The organism is Citrobacter sp. RHBSTW-00859, from assembly GCF_013729795.1.
GTDB lineage: Bacteria > Pseudomonadota > Gammaproteobacteria > Enterobacterales > Enterobacteriaceae > Citrobacter > Citrobacter braakii.
In genome coordinates this window covers 178,681-196,466 of record NZ_CP056284.1, presented here as the reverse complement: position 1 = coordinate 196,466, position 17,786 = coordinate 178,681, and the positions used below count along the sequence as shown (strand labels likewise).

General features: G+C 51.9%; 18 protein-coding genes. 10 read left to right on the top strand and 8 right to left on the bottom strand.

Annotation, left to right across the window (positions count from 1 at the left end):
* Positions 1-39 precede the first annotated feature (39 nt).
* From HV302_RS00965 to ghrB, 5 genes are all read left to right on the top strand, one after another.
* On the top strand, positions 40-1,056 hold the full coding sequence (locus tag HV302_RS00965; RefSeq protein WP_181626809.1) for a LacI family DNA-binding transcriptional regulator: 1,017 nt from the start codon (positions 40-42) through the stop codon (positions 1,054-1,056).
* A gap of 99 nt (positions 1,057-1,155) precedes the next feature.
* Positions 1,156-1,905, top strand: coding sequence for a sugar phosphate isomerase/epimerase family protein (locus HV302_RS00960; protein ID WP_181626808.1), 750 nt, complete (start codon positions 1,156-1,158; stop codon positions 1,903-1,905).
* Positions 1,906-1,908: 3 nt separating this feature from the next.
* On the top strand, positions 1,909-2,847 hold the full coding sequence (locus HV302_RS00955) for a sugar kinase (RefSeq protein WP_046275780.1): 939 nt from the start codon (positions 1,909-1,911) through the stop codon (positions 2,845-2,847).
* A 70-nt stretch (positions 2,848-2,917) separates the two neighbouring features.
* Positions 2,918-4,198 carry an MFS transporter gene (locus HV302_RS00950; protein WP_003827389.1) on the top strand — a complete coding sequence of 427 codons (1,281 nt, stop codon included), beginning with the start codon at positions 2,918-2,920 and terminating at the stop codon, positions 4,196-4,198.
* Positions 4,199-4,220: 22 nt separating this feature from the next.
* Complete coding sequence (gene ghrB, locus HV302_RS00945) at positions 4,221-5,195, top strand: glyoxylate/hydroxypyruvate reductase GhrB (RefSeq protein WP_181626807.1); 975 nt, start codon at positions 4,221-4,223, stop codon at positions 5,193-5,195.
* A gap of 58 nt (positions 5,196-5,253) precedes the next feature.
* Here ghrB and HV302_RS00940 read toward each other — a convergent pair whose 3' ends face one another.
* A complete protein-coding gene (locus HV302_RS00940) occupies positions 5,254-5,964 on the bottom strand; it encodes a DUF3053 domain-containing protein (protein WP_016154915.1) in 711 nt (236 codons plus the stop codon).
* Positions 5,965-6,344: 380 nt separating this feature from the next.
* Between HV302_RS00940 and HV302_RS00935 the strand changes: the two genes are divergently transcribed.
* The 3 genes from HV302_RS00935 to cueP all read left to right on the top strand — a co-directional run bounded on the left by HV302_RS00935 (position 6,345) and on the right by cueP (position 7,854).
* Positions 6,345-6,635, top strand: coding sequence for an HTH-type transcriptional regulator (locus tag HV302_RS00935; RefSeq protein ID WP_016157726.1), 291 nt, complete (start codon positions 6,345-6,347; stop codon positions 6,633-6,635).
* 279 nt (positions 6,636-6,914) lie between these two features.
* Positions 6,915-7,127, top strand: a complete 213-nt coding sequence (gene cspE / locus HV302_RS00930) for a transcription antiterminator/RNA stability regulator CspE (RefSeq protein ID WP_000014594.1) — start codon at positions 6,915-6,917, stop codon at positions 7,125-7,127.
* A gap of 187 nt (positions 7,128-7,314) precedes the next feature.
* Positions 7,315-7,854, top strand: a complete 540-nt coding sequence (gene cueP / locus HV302_RS00925; protein WP_016157727.1) for a copper-binding periplasmic metallochaperone CueP — start codon at positions 7,315-7,317, stop codon at positions 7,852-7,854.
* Positions 7,855-7,918: 64 nt separating this feature from the next.
* On the opposite strand, the gene glyS is transcribed toward cueP, so the two are convergent.
* From glyS to HV302_RS00910, 3 genes are all read right to left on the bottom strand, one after another.
* Entirely contained in the window at positions 7,919-10,048 is a 2,130-nt protein-coding gene (gene glyS / locus HV302_RS00920; RefSeq protein WP_181626806.1) for a glycine--tRNA ligase subunit beta, read from the bottom strand.
* 9 nt (positions 10,049-10,057) lie between these two features.
* Positions 10,058-10,969, bottom strand: coding sequence for a glycine--tRNA ligase subunit alpha (gene glyQ / locus HV302_RS00915; RefSeq protein ID WP_016154919.1), 912 nt, complete (start codon positions 10,967-10,969; stop codon positions 10,058-10,060).
* Between the two features lie 95 nt (positions 10,970-11,064).
* Positions 11,065-11,373: a YsaB family lipoprotein gene (locus HV302_RS00910; protein ID WP_079939658.1), complete on the bottom strand. Its 309-nt coding sequence runs from the start codon at positions 11,371-11,373 to the stop codon at positions 11,065-11,067.
* 172 nt (positions 11,374-11,545) lie between these two features.
* Between HV302_RS00910 and HV302_RS00905 the strand changes: the two genes are divergently transcribed.
* Positions 11,546-12,541: an acyltransferase gene (locus tag HV302_RS00905; RefSeq protein ID WP_181626805.1), complete on the top strand. Its 996-nt coding sequence runs from the start codon at positions 11,546-11,548 to the stop codon at positions 12,539-12,541.
* A gap of 40 nt (positions 12,542-12,581) precedes the next feature.
* Here the strand turns inward: HV302_RS00905 and yiaA are convergent, their stop codons facing one another.
* From yiaA to xylA, 4 genes are all read right to left on the bottom strand, one after another.
* Positions 12,582-13,019, bottom strand: a complete 438-nt coding sequence (gene yiaA, locus HV302_RS00900; protein WP_080859290.1) for an inner membrane protein YiaA — start codon at positions 13,017-13,019, stop codon at positions 12,582-12,584.
* Positions 13,020-13,388: an inner membrane protein YiaB gene (gene yiaB, locus HV302_RS00895; protein WP_047415855.1), complete on the bottom strand. Its 369-nt coding sequence runs from the start codon at positions 13,386-13,388 to the stop codon at positions 13,020-13,022.
* Between the two features lie 166 nt (positions 13,389-13,554).
* On the bottom strand, positions 13,555-15,009 hold the full coding sequence (gene xylB / locus HV302_RS00890) for a xylulokinase (protein ID WP_181626804.1): 1,455 nt from the start codon (positions 15,007-15,009) through the stop codon (positions 13,555-13,557).
* A gap of 71 nt (positions 15,010-15,080) precedes the next feature.
* Positions 15,081-16,403 carry a xylose isomerase gene (gene xylA / locus HV302_RS00885; RefSeq protein WP_016154925.1) on the bottom strand — a complete coding sequence of 441 codons (1,323 nt, stop codon included), beginning with the start codon at positions 16,401-16,403 and terminating at the stop codon, positions 15,081-15,083.
* Between the two features lie 365 nt (positions 16,404-16,768).
* On the opposite strand from xylA, the gene xylF reads away from it, so the two are divergent.
* Entirely contained in the window at positions 16,769-17,761 is a 993-nt protein-coding gene (xylF, locus tag HV302_RS00880) for a D-xylose ABC transporter substrate-binding protein (protein ID WP_016154926.1), read from the top strand.
* Positions 17,762-17,786 lie beyond the last annotated feature (25 nt).

The following is a 17,786-nucleotide window of genomic DNA, read 5'->3' as shown; positions in this document are numbered from 1 at the left end:
CGCGTTAAGGTGTTGTCACCAAATTTAGGGAAATCAGCGATGAGCAAATCAGCACGGGCAACCATCAGCGATGTGGCGAAAGCCGCAAAAACCGGCAAGACCAGCATTTCACGCTACCTCAACGGTGAAAAGCACCTGCTTTCCGACGCGCTACTGGCCCGCATTGAACAAGCCATTGCCGATCTCGACTACCGCCCCAGCCTGATGGCAAGAGGCCTGAAACACGGTCGTACCCGTCTGATTGGTCTGATCATCGCCGATATTACTAATCCCTACTCCGTCAACGTGTTAAGCGGTATTGAAGCCGCCTGTCGCGATAAGGGCTTTACCCCGCTGGTGTGTAACACCAACAACGAAGTGGATCAGGAGCTGCATTATCTCGACCTGCTGCGCAGCTACCAGGTCGAAGGGATTGTGGTCAACGCCGTTGGAATGCGCGAAGAGGGGCTGAACCGCCTGCAACAGTCTGCGCTGCCGATGGTTCTGATTGACCGTAAAATTCCCGATTTTGCCTGTGATATGGTCGGGCTGGATAACACCCAGGCGGCAACGGTTGCCACTGAACATCTGGTCGAGCAAGGTTTTGAAGCCATCCTGTTCCTCAGCGAACCGCTGGGCATGGTGAATACCCGCCGCGAACGCCTGAGCGCTTTTCGCGCCACGCTCGCACAGTACCCCGGCGTTATCGCGCAAAATGCCGAAGTCCCGCTAACGAACAATACGCAACTGGATGACACGCTGCGCCAGTTTCACCAGCAGCATCGGGGGATGCGCAAAGCCGTTATCTCTGCCAACGGCGCTCTCACGCTGCAGGTTGCCCGCGCCCTGAAGCGCATTGGCCTTAACTGGGGCAGCGATATCGGCCTGCTCGGTTTTGACGAACTGGAATGGGCGGAGCTGGCGGGCGTCGGTATCACCACGTTGAAACAACCCACATGGCAGATTGGCTACACCGCCGTTGAGCAGGTTGTACGCCGAATTGATGGCGGCTCTGCTGCCATTCAGGAACAGGTATTCTCCGGCGAGCTGATCGTGCGCGGCTCAACCGCCCGTTAAATTTCCTTCGTGATGGTGATCATAAATTCGACATCATGAGCTTTTCTTTGGAACCGGTTCCATCTAGCGTTATAACAAGAATGCTAGTCTGGAGTTTCCATGAAAAGAAAAATTATGGTGGTTACCGCCGCCTACGGCTACGACCAGGTGCAGGCCGCAGGCGGGCAAACGGCAATGTTGCCCATCATTGCCGAAGCCGGTGCTGACGGCGTCGAAATCCGCCGCGAGTTATTAACCGACGCCGAGCTGAAAACGCTGTCCACAATGGCCTCTGCAATCGAACTCTTCGGCCTGCTGGCCTGTTATTCAGCGCCTGAACCGTTATTCCTTGAGGATGGGAACCTGAATCCCCGACTTCCGCAGCTCCTCGAAGAAGCGCAGGCCCTACAGGCACTGTGGTTAAAAGTCTCTCTCGGTCATTTTTCCCATACCGAACAGTTCGACGATTTACGTGAATGGCTGGACAACAGCGGTATGGAGCTGGTTGTGGAAAACGATCAGACCGCCTGCGGACGCCTGCAGCCGATGCAACGTTTCAATGAAGCCTGTCAGACGCAAAACCTGCCGATATCTCTGACTTTCGATATGGGCAACTGGCTGTGGGTTGGCGACTCCCCGGAACAGGCCGCGCAGAACCTGGCGCCAACCGTCGGATATATCCATGTCAAAGCCGCAGTTACGCATCGCAATAGCTACCGTGCCGTACCGCCTGATGAAGCAGATTCACGCTGGCTGGCGCTGTTAAAAACGCTGCCCAACGATGTTCCACGCGGTATTGAGTTCCCCCTGGAAGGGCAGGATTTGACGGCGGTTACCCGCCACTACGTCGAGCTGTTACGCAAGGAGTAACACATGAAAAATTCACTGGATGCGGTCACTATTGGTGAAGCGATGGCGATGTTTGTCGCCACGCAAACCGGCGAGCTGACGGATGTAGAGCAGTTTATCAAGCGCGTTGCAGGCGCTGAACTCAACGTGGCGACCGGTCTTGCTCGTCTGGGCCTGAAGGTCGGCTGGGTGAGCCGCGTAGGCAACGACAGTTTTGGTCGTTTTATCGTTAAGTCGCTGGAAAAAGAAGGGATAGATGCGCAGGGAGTTACCCAGGACGGGCGTTACGCTACCGGCTTTCAGCTTAAATCTAAGGTCGAAAATGGAACCGATCCCATTGTGGAGTATTTCCGCAAAGGGTCCGCCGCCAGCCACCTCAGCGTTGAGGATTATCACGAGGACTATTTCGCCAGCGCGCGTCACTTGCACCTGAGCGGCGTGGCGGCTGCGCTTTCTGCCAGCTCCTATGAACTACTGGCGCACACCGCCCGCACGCTGAAAGCCCAAGGGAAGACCATCTCGTTCGACCCAAATTTGCGTCCGGTGCTGTGGAAAAGCGAAGCCGAAATGGTGGAAAAACTGAACCGGCTGGCATTCCAGGCTGACTGGGTTTTACCTGGATTAAAAGAGGGGATGATTTTAACCGGCCAACAGACGCCTGAAGCCATCGCCGACTTTTATCTGCGTCACGGAGTGAAGGCCGTGATCATCAAAACCGGGGCTGATGGCGCCTGGTACAAAACAGCCAGCGGTGAACAAGGTTGCGTTGCACCGGTAAAAGTCGACAACGTGGTCGATACGGTCGGCGCAGGCGATGGCTTTGCCGTGGGCGTTATCAGCGCCCTGCTGGAAGGCCGTTCGCTGCATCAGGCGGTGACCCGCGGCAATAAAATCGGCGCACTGGCCATTCAGGTTCAGGGCGACAGCGAAGGATTACCCACACGTGAACAATTAGGGGAATAAACTCCCGGCCAACTCTGTCTCTGTACCCTACATACAGAGGCGGCGTATCAGCATAACCAGAGGGCAGTCTATGAATAGCTCAACTAATGCAGCAAAACGCTGGTGGTACATTATGCCAATCGTGTTTATCACGTATAGCCTGGCGTACCTTGACCGTGCGAACTTCAGCTTCGCTTCCGCCGCCGGTATCAACGAGGACCTCGGCATTACCAAAGGGATCTCTTCCCTGCTGGGCGCTCTGTTTTTCCTCGGCTATTTCTTCTTTCAGATCCCAGGCGCGATTTACGCAGAACGGCGCAGCGTACGAAAACTGATTTTTGTCTGTCTGATCCTCTGGGGCGCATGCGCGTCGTTAACCGGTATGGTCAGCAATATTCCAATGCTTGCCGCCATCCGCTTTATTCTTGGCGTCGTTGAAGCCGCGGTGATGCCCGCAATGCTGATTTATATCAGCAACTGGTTTACGAAATCCGAGCGCTCGCGCGCTAACACTTTCCTGATCCTCGGTAACCCGGTTACCGTCCTGTGGATGTCTGTGGTTTCCGGTTATCTGATCCAGGCGCTGGGCTGGCGGGAAATGTTTATCATCGAGGGCTTCCCGGCCATCATCTGGGCGTTCTGCTGGTGGGTATTGGTAAAAGACAAACCGTCTCAGGTCGGCTGGCTGTCAGAATCTGAAAAAGCCGCCCTTCAGGCGCAACTGGAAAAAGAGCAGCAAGGCATCAAAGCCGTGCGTAACTATAGCGAGGCCTTCCGCTCACGTAACGTCATCCTGCTGTGCATGCAGTATTTCGCCTGGAGTATTGGCGTCTATGGTTTTGTCCTGTGGCTACCGTCGATTATCCGCAACGGCGGCGCAAATCTGGGCATGGTAGAGGTTGGCTGGCTGTCATCCGTACCTTATCTGGCGGCGACGGCGGCGATGATCCTCGTCTCCTGGGCCTCCGATAAGCTGCAAAACCGTAAACTGTTTGTCTGGCCGCTGTTATTGATAGCCGCTTTCGCTTTTATCGGCTCCTGGGCCGTGGGTGCAGACCACTTCTGGATTTCTTACACGCTGTTAGTTATTGCGGGTGCGGCAATGTACGCCCCATATGGCCCCTTCTTCGCCATCATCCCGGAAATGCTGCCGCGCAACGTCGCCGGGGGTGCAATGGCGCTGATTAACAGCATGGGCGCGCTAGGCTCATTCTTTGGTTCATGGTTTGTCGGCTACCTCAATGGCGCAACCGGCAGCCCATCCGCCTCGTACATTTTTATGGGGGTAGCGCTTTTTGTCTCAGTATGGCTAACTTTAATTGTTAAGCCTGCTAATAATCAGCAATTACCTATTGGCGCACGCCACGCTTAAATTTTAACTTACGGAGATTCGCATGAAGCCGTCCATTATTCTCTATAAAGCGTTACCTGACGATTTACTGCATCGCCTGGAAGAGCATTTTACTGTGACTCATGTGCCTAACCTGCGCCCGGAAACGGTCGCACAGTACGCCGAGGCTTTTGCCAACGCGGAAGGTCTGCTGGGTTCCAGTGAAGCCGTCAATACCGCCCTACTGGAGAGAATGCCCAGGCTACGTGCGACATCCACGATTTCCGTAGGCTATGACAACTTCGACGTCGATGCCCTCAACGCGCGCAAGGTGCTGTTGATGCACACGCCAACCGTGCTGACGGAAACTGTCGCCGATACGGTAATGGCGCTGGTGTTAAGCACCGCTCGCCGCGTGGTAGAAGTTGCTGAACGGGTGAAAATTGGCGAATGGACCAAAAGTATCGGGCCGGACTGGTTTGGTACGGATGTACACCACAAAACGCTGGGGATTGTCGGCATGGGCCGTATTGGTCTGGCGCTGGCGCAACGCGCGCATTTTGGTTTTAGCATGCCGATTCTTTATAACGCGCGCCGTCATCACCAGGAGGCGGAAGAACGCTTCAACGCGCGTTACTGCGACCTCGATACGCTGTTGCAGGAGTCCGATTTTGTCTGCCTGATCCTGCCGTTAACCGCAGAAACGCATCATCTGTTTAGTACCGAACAGTTTGCCAAAATGAAGTCCTCCGCCATTTTCATTAACGCCGGGCGTGGGCCAGTGGTCGATGAAAAAGCGCTGATTGCCGCCCTGCAAAGCGGGGAAATTCATGCCGCAGGCCTGGATGTGTTTGAGCAGGAGCCATTACCAGCAGACTCACCGTTATTGGCGCTGCCAAACGTGGTAGCCGTGCCGCACATAGGTTCAGCGACGCATGAAACGCGCTATAACATGGCGGCCTGTGCGGTGGATAACTTAATCGATGCGCTGCAAGGATGCGTTGAGAAGAATTGCGTGAACCCGCAGGTCGCGCCATAAACAAAAGGCCGGGTAGCGCTTACGCTTACCCGGCCTTTTATGTATTACAGCGCCTTCATTACTGAGCGGCATTCACCGCAGCAGTCCAGGCCTGATTAAATGCCTGATGCTGAGAGGCCAACGGGCCAATCAGCGTGTTGTACTGACTTGCCTGCTGTGAAGTTGGGAACTGGATACCGTTAGCGACAAAGCTCACCTGCGTATCCTGCTGTGCCACAAAATCACCGACCTGTACTAACTGCTGCGTGAAGATTTGCGCGGCAGGGATCAGCGGCTGTAGCGCCTCTGAAGGTACAGTGACGACTTTATTGTAGACCTGGTCAAAGACCGGCTTCAGATCCTCGCCCTGCTTCAGCGCGCCATGCGCAGCATCTGCCTGCAGTTTCGCATTCTGCAACTGTTGCCCTAATACGCCCAACGCACCATTTGCCTGACGCAGCGGTTCACGCTGAGTCACATAATCCTGAGGAACACGAATCGCATTTACGCTATCAACCACCGGGCGCAGACCGGAGTCCATTGCCTGATTAACCTGCTGCGAATAGCCATACAGAATCGCGTAATCGGACACAAACGGGCCAAACTGTTTTTTCTGATCGGCGGTCAGCGTTGGTAAACGCTCTCCGCTACGCATTGCAGTATTCTGCAGAAAATCGATAAACGCTTTGCGTTGATCGCCTTCTTTATCAAAACACCCACTCAGGCCAACTACCATTAAGAGCGCCAAAACAGGCGCAAACCAGCGAGAGCAGGACTTACCTGTCGCCATTTTAATACTCCTTTCACCCAAAAATGCGCACAACGACACCCGCGTGCCTGACGTTGACAAGGATAGTCCAGGTCAGCCCCGCAAGATACCCTTTCCGCGTAATCTTGTGGGGGAAAATAACCGCTCCCGCCACCCACCGTTTTGCTAAACAATGCGCCATTTACCACACAACGTCATATTTTAGTCATCTTTACAATCGGGATCGATCGTTCGCAGATCACGACCTTTATCAGTTCGTTAGCCTGCAAAAGATTGTCGACCCCGATCCGCTGAAACGAATCCATCACGCAAACCTAAAATCCGGCTTCATTTTTTCCGACTACTCTTAATGAGCTTCGATGAAATTCACGATCCCGCTGTGTGATTTGTAGGAGTTCTCAATGGAATACAAAGATCCTATGTTTGAACTGCTGAGCAGTCTGGAGCAGATTGTTTTTAAAGATGTATCGCAGACGGTTACTCTGACGCAAAAAACCAACCCTTTCACCGAATTTGAACAGCTACGACGAGGGACAGGTTTAAAAACAGATGATTTTGCCCGAGTGATGGGCGTGACGGTCGCGACGGTTCATGAATGGGAGTCTAAACGCGTAAAGCCTTCCAATACCGAATTGAAGTTAATGCGCCTGATTCAGGCAGACCCAAGATTAAGTAAGCAACTGATGGATTGAACTATTTTTCAATTTTACTTATGAACGGTCCTGTAAAAGGGCCGTTCCCTTAAGGGGGTTATCCACAAAAAAGAAAATAGTAGTTGCATCCACATGCGTAAAATGAGTTAATGCCCTCAACGGTTTGACGTACAGACCATTACAGCAGTTAGTAAGGCAAGTCCCTTCAAGAGTTATCGTTGATACCCTTCGTAGTGAGCATTTCCTTTACTGTTAAAAAATCTGTAAAGCACGCCATATCGCCGAAAGGCACACTTATTTTTTAAAAGGTAATACACTATGTCCGGTAAAATGACTGGTATCGTAAAATGGTTCAACGCTGACAAAGGTTTCGGCTTCATCACTCCTGACGATGGCTCTAAAGACGTGTTCGTACACTTCTCTGCTATCCAGAACGATGGCTACAAATCTCTGGACGAAGGTCAGAAAGTTTCCTTCACCATCGAAAGCGGCGCTAAAGGCCCGGCAGCTGGCAACGTAACCAGCCTGTAAGCTTAAAAAGCTCAAAATTCTGAATCCCTGCCAAACGGCGGGGATTTTTTTTATCTGTACTTCGCAAGACTCCCCGCCCAAACGCTTCTTTGCATTACTTTACCCGTCCTCCCTTTGACCTTTCCCTAAGGGCAAGCTTTATAGTGAGCCAGTCTGTATTCCACAATATTCACAAGGAATGGAAGCTATGTCGAAATCCTCACTGCTGCTGGTTTTAGGTTTGCTCACTACCGCTAGCGCGTTCGCAGCAACTCCGGAAGCTGCTTTTCTGGCGGAACACGGGCTCAGCGGTAAATCCGTCGAGCAAATCGTCGAGACCATTGACCAGTCGCCACAGAACCGCCCGCTGCCGTACTCAGCATCTATCACCAGTACCGAACTGAAGCTCTCTTCGGGCGATCAGATTTATACCCTACCGCTCGGTGACAAGTTCTATCTGTCATTTGCCCCTTATGAATGGCAAACACATCCTTGCTTCAACCACAGCCTTTCTGGCTGCCAGGGCGAAATGCCGGAGAAGGCATTCAATGTCAAAGTGACGGATAACAAGGGTGAGGTGGTGGTACAAAAAGTGATGAAGAGTGGTCGAAATGGCTTCGTCGGGGTATGGCTACCGCGCAATATGGCAGGCACAATCGCGGTAAGTTACAACGGTAAAACGGCGGAGTATCCCATCAAGACGATGGAAGACAGCCAGACCTGTCTGACAAAATTACAGCTGCGCTAACAACATACAAAAAAGCCGGATGGCACAATGCTTATCCGGCTTTTTCTAAGTCAGCTCAGGAGCGTTACTGCAGCAGAGAAATATCCGCTACGCGCAGGAACAGTTCGCGCAGTTTTGCGAGCATAGACAGACGGTTAATACGCAGATCTTTATCTTCCACGTTGACCATCACTTTCTCGAAGAACGCATCAACCGGTTCACGCAGTTCCGCCAACTCAACCAGCGCCTCCTGGTAACGACCAGCTGCAAAGACAGGCTCCAGCTTATCGCGCAGCACCACAACCTGCAGCGCCAGCGCAATTTCTTCCGGCTCTTTCAGCGTTGCCGAATTTACGCGGTCATTCAGCGTCTCTTCAGACTTCGCCAGGATGTTCGATACACGCTTGTTCGCTGCAGCCAGCGCGGACGCGGCTTCCAGCGTACGGAAGTGCGAAACCGCCTTCATACGTGCGTCGAAATCAGCCGGACGAGTCGGACGACGCGCCAGTACTGCCTGAATGGTATCGACGGTGTAACCTTCATCCTGATACCAGGCGCGGAAGCGACCGAGCATAAAGTCGATCACATCATCCACCACGTTGGCGTTAGTCAGCTTGTCGCCATACAGACGAACCGCTTCTTCGGTCAACGTTTGTAGATCCAGATTCAGGTTCTTCTCAACGATGATACGCAGTACGCCCAGCGCGGCACGACGCAGCGCAAACGGGTCTTTGTCGCCTTTCGGATGCTGACCGATACCGAAGATACCCGCCAGTGTGTCCATCTTATCGGCAATCGCCACGGCACAGGCAACCGGGTTAGATGGCAGGTCATCACCAGCAAAACGCGGCTGATACTGCTCGTTCAGCGCCACAGCGACATCTTCCGCTTCACCATCGTGACGCGCGTAGTGCATGCCCATCACGCCCTGGGTATCGGTGAACTCGAAGACCATGTTGGTCATCAGGTCGCACTTGGACAGCAGGCCAGCACGCGTTGCGTGGTTAACGTCAGCGCCAATTTGACCAGCAATCCAGCCCGCCAGCGCCTGGATACGGTCAGTTTTGTCGCGCAGCGTACCCAGTTGCTGTTGGAACAGCACGGTTTGCAGACGTGGCAGATGGTCTTCCAGACGTTTTTTACGGTCAGTATTGAAGAAGAACTCGGCATCCGCCAGACGCGGACGAACCACCTTCTCGTTACCGGAGATGATTTGCTGCGGGTCTTTGGATTCGATGTTGGCAACGAAGATAAAATTCGGCAGCAGTTTGCCGTCGTTCGCGTATACCGGGAAGTACTTCTGGTCACCTTTCATGGTGTGTACCAGCGCTTCGGACGGAACAGCGAGGAATTTCTCTTCGAACTTCGCGGTCAGCACGACCGGCCATTCCACCAGCGAAGTGACTTCTTCCAGCAGGCTTTCACTCAGATCGGCGTTGCCGCCAATTTTACGCGCCGCGTCTTCGGCATCGGCTTTGATTTTGGCTTTACGCTCAGCGTAATCCGCAATTACTTTGCCGCGCTCACGCAGGATTTCCGGGTACTGATCGGCAGAATCAATGGTGAATTCCGGCTCGCCCATAAAGCGATGACCGCGGATCACGCGATCGGACTGAATGCCCAGAATCGTTGCCGGGATCACTTTGTCGCCCAGCAGCAGAGTGACGGTGTGAACCGGACGCACGAAGTGGACGTCAGACGCGCCCCAGCGCATCAGTTTCGGGATCGGCAAATTTTTGAGAGCTTTTTCTACTATTGCAGGAAGTAACTCGCTAGCTTTCTTAGGCTCATTTTGGATTAGCGCATTAAGCTTTTCATCTTTTCCATCATAAGCTTTTGAAATGATTAAGCCATATTGGTCATTGATATCATCAATAGTAATTTTTTTATCAGAATCAATAGGTTGTGAAGTGAGCTTACCAACAAATGCCAGACCAGCTTTAGTTAAAAAGCCCTCAGGTGAAAGCGCAATACGCGATGGTGGCCCCCAAAGCAAGTTTTCATCATTTAGCTGTTCTTCAGCTAATCCACTAAATTTGCACGCTAAACGTCTCGGAGAGGCAAACCAAGCACAGTTATCAGGATCGTGAATAACAATTTTTTCTGCATTCAAGCCGGAAACTATATTAGTAAAGAATTCTTCTCCGAGTTTGCGCAGTGCTTTTGGTGGCAGCTCTTCAGTGCCGATTTCCACCAGAAAAGTTTTCTCAGACATGGCCGCCTCTTATTTGTCTTTGTTGCACATTGGGAAGCCAAGGGCTTCACGGGAAGCGTAGTAAGCTTCTGCCACTGCTTTGGTCAGGGTGCGAATGCGCAGGATATAGCGCTGGCGCTCGGTGACGGAGATGGCTTTACGCGCATCCAGCAGGTTGAAGCTATGGGCGGCTTTCAGAATACGTTCATACGCAGGCAGCGGCAGCGGATTATCCAGCGCCAGCAGCTGCTGAGCTTCTTTTTCGTACTGCTCGAAGCAGGTGAACAGGAAGTCCACGTCGGCGTATTCGAAGTTGTAGGTGGATTGCTCCACTTCGTTCTGATGGAACACGTCGCCGTACGTGGTTTTACCCAGCGGGCCGTCGCTCCAGACCAGGTCGTAAACGCTGTCTACGCCCTGAATGTACATGGCCAGACGTTCCAGACCGTAGGTAATTTCCCCGGTTACTGGTTTACATTCCAGACCACCAACCTGCTGGAAGTAGGTGAACTGCGTGACTTCCATGCCGTTCAGCCACACTTCCCAACCCAGACCCCAGGCACCCAGCGTCGGGTTTTCCCAGTTATCTTCCACGAAACGGATATCGTGAATGGTCGGGTCCATACCCAGCTCTTTCAGAGAACCCAGGTACAGCTCCTGAATGTTGTCCGGAGAAGGCTTAATCACTACCTGGAACTGATAGTAGTGCTGTAAACGGTTCGGGTTTTCGCCATAGCGGCCATCGGTCGGACGACGAGAAGGCTGCACATAAGCAGTCGCCATCGGTTCCGGCCCCAGCGCACGCAGGCAGGTCATTGGGTGAGATGTTCCCGCGCCGACTTCCATGTCCAATGGTTGAACAATGGTGCAGCCCTGGCGAGCCCAGTAATCCTGTAAGGTCAGGATCAAGCCCTGGAAGGTCCTGGTATCAAACTTTTGCATATTATTTCGTGCTGGATACGTGTGGATTTAAAGGAAGCGATCAGTATACCCGCTGGCTGCAAGATATACAGTACGAAACGGGAAAAAGGGGGAACTTAGCGCATGGAAAGGTGCAAAAACTGCCCGTCTGCATCAAAAGAACAGACAAAACTCTCTTTACGGAAGGTAGAACCACGCATCTCATAGCTGCCCTGGAATTGCTCCAGGCCGGAGATATCAATTTTCTGCGCGCCAGTGTTGTAGCGTTGCGCCGCCTCATTTTTGCACAATGACTCCATATCCAGCGAACGTGTGGCACTGACCTTAACCTTTTGCGCTTTCTGCGCAGGTGCAGACGGTTGTGTGTCAGCGCACGCTACCAGCAAAAGGGCAGCGATCGCGGGAAAGAAATACTTCATCATCATTTTATTACCGCCTGGTTTGCTGGTCAGTCTTATTATTAGTGTCTGGAAACAGATCCTATTTTGAGAATCTCATCAGACCATCTCAAGCTTTAGCGTAAGAACTCGGATTATTCCAGTGAGCTACATTCGCAAAATATCGGTCAGACTTTTTTTAATGGACACAGAGGAACTGATGCAGCCCAAAATTTTCTGGATTGATAACCTGCGCGGGATAGCCTGTTTAATGGTCGTGATGATCCACACCACAACCTGGTACATCACCAATGCGCAAAGCGTCAGCCCGTTGAATTGGGATCTGGCTAACGTGCTCAATTCAGCCTCTCGCGTCAGCGTTCCGCTGTTCTTTATGATTTCGGGCTATCTGTTCTTTGGTGAGCGTAGCGCCAAACCGCGCCATTTCCTGCGCATCGCGCTCTGCATTCTGTTTTACAGCAGCGTGGCGCTGGCCTATATCCTGATGTTTACCTCGATCAACGCTGAGCTGTCGCTGAAGAACCTGCTGCAAAAGCCGGTGTTCTATCACCTGTGGTTTTTCTTCGCGATCGCCGTCATCTACCTGGTTTCACCACTGATACAGGTGAAAAATATCAGCGGCAAGATGCTACTGGCGCTCATGGTGGTGATTGGCGTGATTGCCAATCCCAATACCGTCTCGCAAAAAATCGGCGGTTTTGAGTGGCTTCCCATCAACCTGTACATCAGTGGCGACACGTTCTACTACATCGTGTACGGTATGCTAGGCCGAGCGATTGGTATGATGGATACGCACAAGCGCGCGCTTACCTGGCTCTGTGCGGCGTTGTTTATCACCGCAGTGTTTATTATTTCTCGAGGCACGTTGCATGAACTGCGTTGGCGAGGCAATTTTGCCGATACCTGGTATCTCTATTGCGGTCCGGCGGTGTTTATTTGTGCCGCCTCCCTCCTGACGCTGGTCAAAAATACGCTCAGTACGCGCACTCTGCCGGTACTGGGCCTTATTTCCCGCCACTCTCTGGGCATTTATGGCTTTCATGCGCTGATCATTCACGCGCTACGCACCAACGGTGTAGAACTCAAAAACTGGCCGCCGCTGGATATGCTGTGGATTTTTAGCGCCACGCTGGCGGGAAGTTTACTGTTGTCTGTATTGTTACAGCGCATCGATACGCGCAGACTGGTGAGCTAACAATAAAAGCCCTCGATCGGTAACCATCGAGGGCATACGATCACTCCGTAAAATCGTCTGCGACTGCCAGCGTTTCTTTTGGATGCTCAAAGCCACTATCACGGATATTTTTCTGCACCGCAACGGTACCAAACAGGCTCAAAAAGAAGGCCAGGCCGTAAAACCCTTTCTCGTTTAGCAGCAGCGTGGCATTCCACAAACCGATAACTAACAACGCAACCGCAATAATAAACGCGGCAAGACAGGTTATGTAGTAAATCGGCGTAGTCGGGATCCCCTCATATTTATCCCGTACCGTCTTTTGATACGACGCAGCAGAAAACAAACCAAGCACCAAAACAGCAAAGTAATACCCCTTTTCGTTCAACTGCATATCGGCATTCCACAACCCCAGCAGATAAACCACAATGCCGCCGAGAAGCGCGACCCATGACACAATACTAAATGCCGGTGAATAAGTTGATATCCTGTTTTCCATTTAGAGTTCCGGTCCTTTAGATAAATATTCTGCTGAACGCATGAGTAAAACTTGCCCCAGTAAACATACGATGAATGCCAGCGGGAACAGCCCCTTTTCGAGGGGTGATAATGGGACATTCAATACGCCCACCAACAGCACCCCTACAGTGATAAGCGCCACCATCTGACATACAGAGGCGAAGTGTTCATCGTTCTGATTGAGATTTTCTGCACGCTGATAAACGTACGTCACAAACATTCCCGTCATCAGCACGGCAAAAAAATAGCCTTTGCTACTCAATAACGGGCATGCCCGCCATAAGCCAATAACGTAAATCAATGCACCAGAGAAGAATAATATCCATGGCAACAGCCTTGTCGTCTTCATTGGGACCTCCTTATCCATCATGGATACAATATGAATAACCCGCTAAAGACAACACAGAAAAGGTCACTACGCCGGACTTTCAGAATAAATTCATGCGCGCTAATTATTAATTAGATTGAAATATATATTTGATAAATCCCCTCTGTTTACCAGAGGGGATTTAGGGTCAGGACATCAGCGGGTGTAATTGCTGATAGATTCGGCGGAAGGTTTCCCGATGCTGTTGGTAAAGGGCATGGCGCTCGGCATCAGGATAATGCGCCTGCTCCAGCGTAAGCTGAGGTAGAAGGTCTGATAATGGCTGCTGCGGATTAATGGCAATTTGCGCCAGACGCGCCGCACCGAGAGCAGGGCCGACATCGCCGCCGGTACGGTAATCCAACTGCAATCCGCTGATGTCAGACAGCATCTGACGCCAGTATTCGCTGCGCGCCCCGCCGCCAATCAGCGTAATGCTGGAGGGCTGCACGCCGCAGGCGTGTACCACGTCCATACCCTCAGCCAATGCAAAACCAACGCCTTCCAGCACCGCCTGTGCCAGCTCCGCCGGACCATGCTGATGCGTCAGACCGAAAAATACGCCCTTCGCCTGCGGGTTGTTGTGCGGCGTACGTTCACCGGACAGATAGGGTAAAAACCAGACCGGCTCAGCGTGTTCATCCGCCTGTTGCGCTGCGGCAATCAACGCAGGAACGCTCGCCAGTCCGGTTAATTTTGCCGCCCAGTCCAGGCAGGATGCCGCACTTAACATCACGGACATCAGGTGCCATCGTTCAGGCAATGCATGGCAAAAGCTATGGACCGCGCTTTCCGGTTTGCTGAGAAAGCCGTCGCTGACCGCAAAATAGACCCCGGAAGTACCCAGCGATAGCATCGCCTGACCGGCATTCATCATGCCCACGCCAACCGCCCCCGCTGCGTTATCCCCGCCTCCGGCGACCACCGCAACCTCCTGCATTCCCCAGGCCCTGGCGACTGCTGGCAACAATGTTCCGGTAATCTCACTGCCTTCATAGAGCGCAGGCATATGCGCACGAGTCAGCTTACAGGCTTCCAGCATGACATCACTCCAGTCACGCTTCGCAACATCCAGCCACAGGGTACCAGCCGCATCAGACATATCGCTGGCGAAATCGCCGATCATACGCAGGCGCAGGTAATCTTTCGGCAGCAGGACTTTATCAACCCGGCTAAAAATCTCCGGTTCGTGGCGCTGTACCCACAGCAGCTTTGGCGCGGTAAAGCCAGGCATCATAAGGTTGCCGGTGATGGCACGAGACTGCGGAACCAGGCTCTCCAGCATGACGCACTCTTCGGCGCAGCGACCATCGTTCCACAGGATAGCCGGGCGCAATACCTTCTGTTGTGCATCCAGTAGCGTCGCGCCGTGCATCTGTCCGGCAATTCCCAACGCTTTCACCTCGCGAAGTGAATGCTGCCGACCCAGAGCTTTCACAGCGCGATCCGTTGCCAGCCACCACTGCTCTGGGTCTTGTTCTGACCATAACGGGTGCGGGCGCGAGACGGTGAGTTTCTCTGTTTGCGAAGCGACCACATCGCCCTGCTCATTGAGCAGAATGGCCTTTACGCCTGATGTGCCAAGATCTATCCCGATATACATAGGGCATCGTTCCTTAAAGAAAGGCCCGGTCGCGCGAGCTGACCGGGCTTACGGACATGCTCAGAGACCCGTTATTTGTCGAACAAATAATGGTTCACCAGATTTTCCAGCAATTCCTGATGACCGCTCTGGTGCACTGGCGCCAGGTTGTGTTGTTCAGCGTACTGCGCAATTTCCGTCAGCGTCATCTGCCCTTTCAGAATTTGCTGGCCCAGCTCACCATTCCAACCGGCATAACGTTTAGCCACGCGCTGATCCAGACCACCGTCTTCAATCATACGCGCCGCAATTTTCAGCGACAGCGCCATGGTATCCATCGCGCCAATATGACCATAGAACAGATCGTATTTATCGGTACTCTGACGACGAACCTTGGCATCGAAGTTCAGGCCACCGGTGGTGAAGCCGCCGGCTTTCAGGATTTCGTACATCACCAACGCATTCTCTTCTACGCTGTTCGGGAATTGGTCAGTGTCCCAGCCCAGTTGCGCGTCCCCACGGTTGGCATCGACAGAGCCAAACAGGCCCAGTGCGATAGCGGTAGCGATTTCGTGATGGAACGAGTGACCCGCCAGCGTGGCGTGGTTGGCTTCGATATTCAGTTTGATCTCTTTTTCCAGACCGAACTGCTTGAGGAATCCGTATACGGTCGCCGCATCGTAATCATACTGGTGCTTGGTCGGTTCCTGCGGCTTCGGCTCGATAAGCAAAGTGCCCTGGAAACCGGTTTTGTGTTTGTGTTCCACGACCAGTTGCATGAAGCGACCAATTTGCTCACGTTCCTGACGCAGATCGGTATTCAGCAGCGTTTCATAGCCTTCACGACCGCCCCACAGAACGTAGTTTTCACCGCCTAATTTATGCGTGGCATCCATAGCCGTAACCACCTGAGTGGCGGCCCAGCTGAACACTTCCGGATCCGGGTTCGTGGCCGCGCCCGCGCCGTAACGTGGGTTGGTGAAGCAGTTTGCCGTTCCCCACAGCAGCTTCACGCCGCTCTGTTCCTGTTTTGCCGCCAGTACATCAACCATCTGCGCAAAATTGTTTTTGTACTCTTTCAGCGACGCGCCTTCCGGGGAGACATCCACGTCATGGAAGCAGTAGTAGGGCACGTTCAGTTTGTGGAAAAACTCGAACGCCACGTCCGCCTTGCGCTTCGCTAATTCCAGCGCTTCACCGGGCTGCTGCCACGGGCGATTAAATGCACCGACACCAAACATATCTGCACCATTCCAGCAGAAAGTGTGCCAGTAGCAGGCAGCAAACCGCAGGTGATCTTCCATACGCTTGCCTAACACTAACTCATCAGAGTTGTAGTGGCGAAATGCTAATGGATTAGTTGATTTGGTGCCTTCATAACGAACGCGCTCAAGCTGGTCAAAATAGGCTGGCATAATGAACTCCATAATCAGGTAATGCGGCGGTTGATGGATAATGTCGTAATATTGGGCACTCCCCACCTATTGCTCAATTATGTTATTTCATACTGCCATTGAGATAATTCACAAGTGTGCGCTACTTCTCAAAATAAAATCTGACCAATTTAAAAATTGTTACTTATCAAACTTAAATGCAACCCAGGTAACGAATCATTTAAAATACGATCCCGGTCATAAATCAAGAAATAAACCAAAAAACGTAATTGGAAGATAAAAATCTATAATTGCCTTCCCGCCGTTACCTGTTAAAACTCTGCTACGTCTTATGCTGTGATTGTTACTTTTACTGCTGTTTCCCCCCTACAAAAGGCATCACGATTATGAAGATGAAGAACATTTTACTTGCTGTTTGCACATCCCTTTTACTCACCAGTGTCGCAGGTCATGCCAAAGAAGTAAAAATCGGTATGGCGATTGATGATCTCCGCCTGGAACGCTGGCAGAAAGATCGCGATATTTTCGTCAACAAAGCTGAATCGCTTGGTGCGAAAGTATTTGTACAATCGGCGAATGGTAATGAAGAAACCCAAATGTCGCAGATTGAAAACATGATAAACCGGGGCGTGGATGTCCTTGTGATAATCCCTTACAACGGCCAGGTATTAAGCAATGTTATCAAAGAAGCAAAACAAGAAGGGATCAAGGTGCTGGCTTACGATCGCATGATCAATGATGCTGACATCGATTTTTATATCTCTTTCGATAATGAAAAAGTAGGTGAATTACAGGCTCAATCATTAGTCAATATTGTTCCCGAAGGGAATTATTTCCTGATGGGTGGCTCACCCGTTGATAACAACGCGAAGCTGTTCCGCGCTGGACAAATGAAAGTATTAAAACCTTATATCGACAGCGGAAAAATTAAGGTAGTGGGCGATCAATGGGTTGACGGCTGGTTACCGGAGAATGCGTTGAAGATTATGGAAAATGCGCTAACCGCCAACAATAACAAAATTGACGCAGTAGTTGCCTCAAATGACGCCACAGCTGGCGGTGCGATTCAGGCGCTGAGTGCGCAAGGATTATCAGGAAAAGTCGCTATTTCCGGACAAGATGCAGACCTTGCAGGCATCAAGCGCATTGTCGCCGGGACTCAAACCATGACGGTTTATAAACCTATTACATTGCTCGCAAATACCGCTGCGGAAATCGCCGTCGAACTGGGAAATGATCAACAGCCTAAAGCAGATACTTCGCTGAATAATGGCCTGAAAGATGTCCCTTCCCGACTACTCACACCTATTGATGTTAACAAAGACAATATTAACGAGACCGTCATTAAAGACGGATTCCACAAGAAAAGCGATCTGTAAGCCATGTGCCCTCTGCAAATCAGAG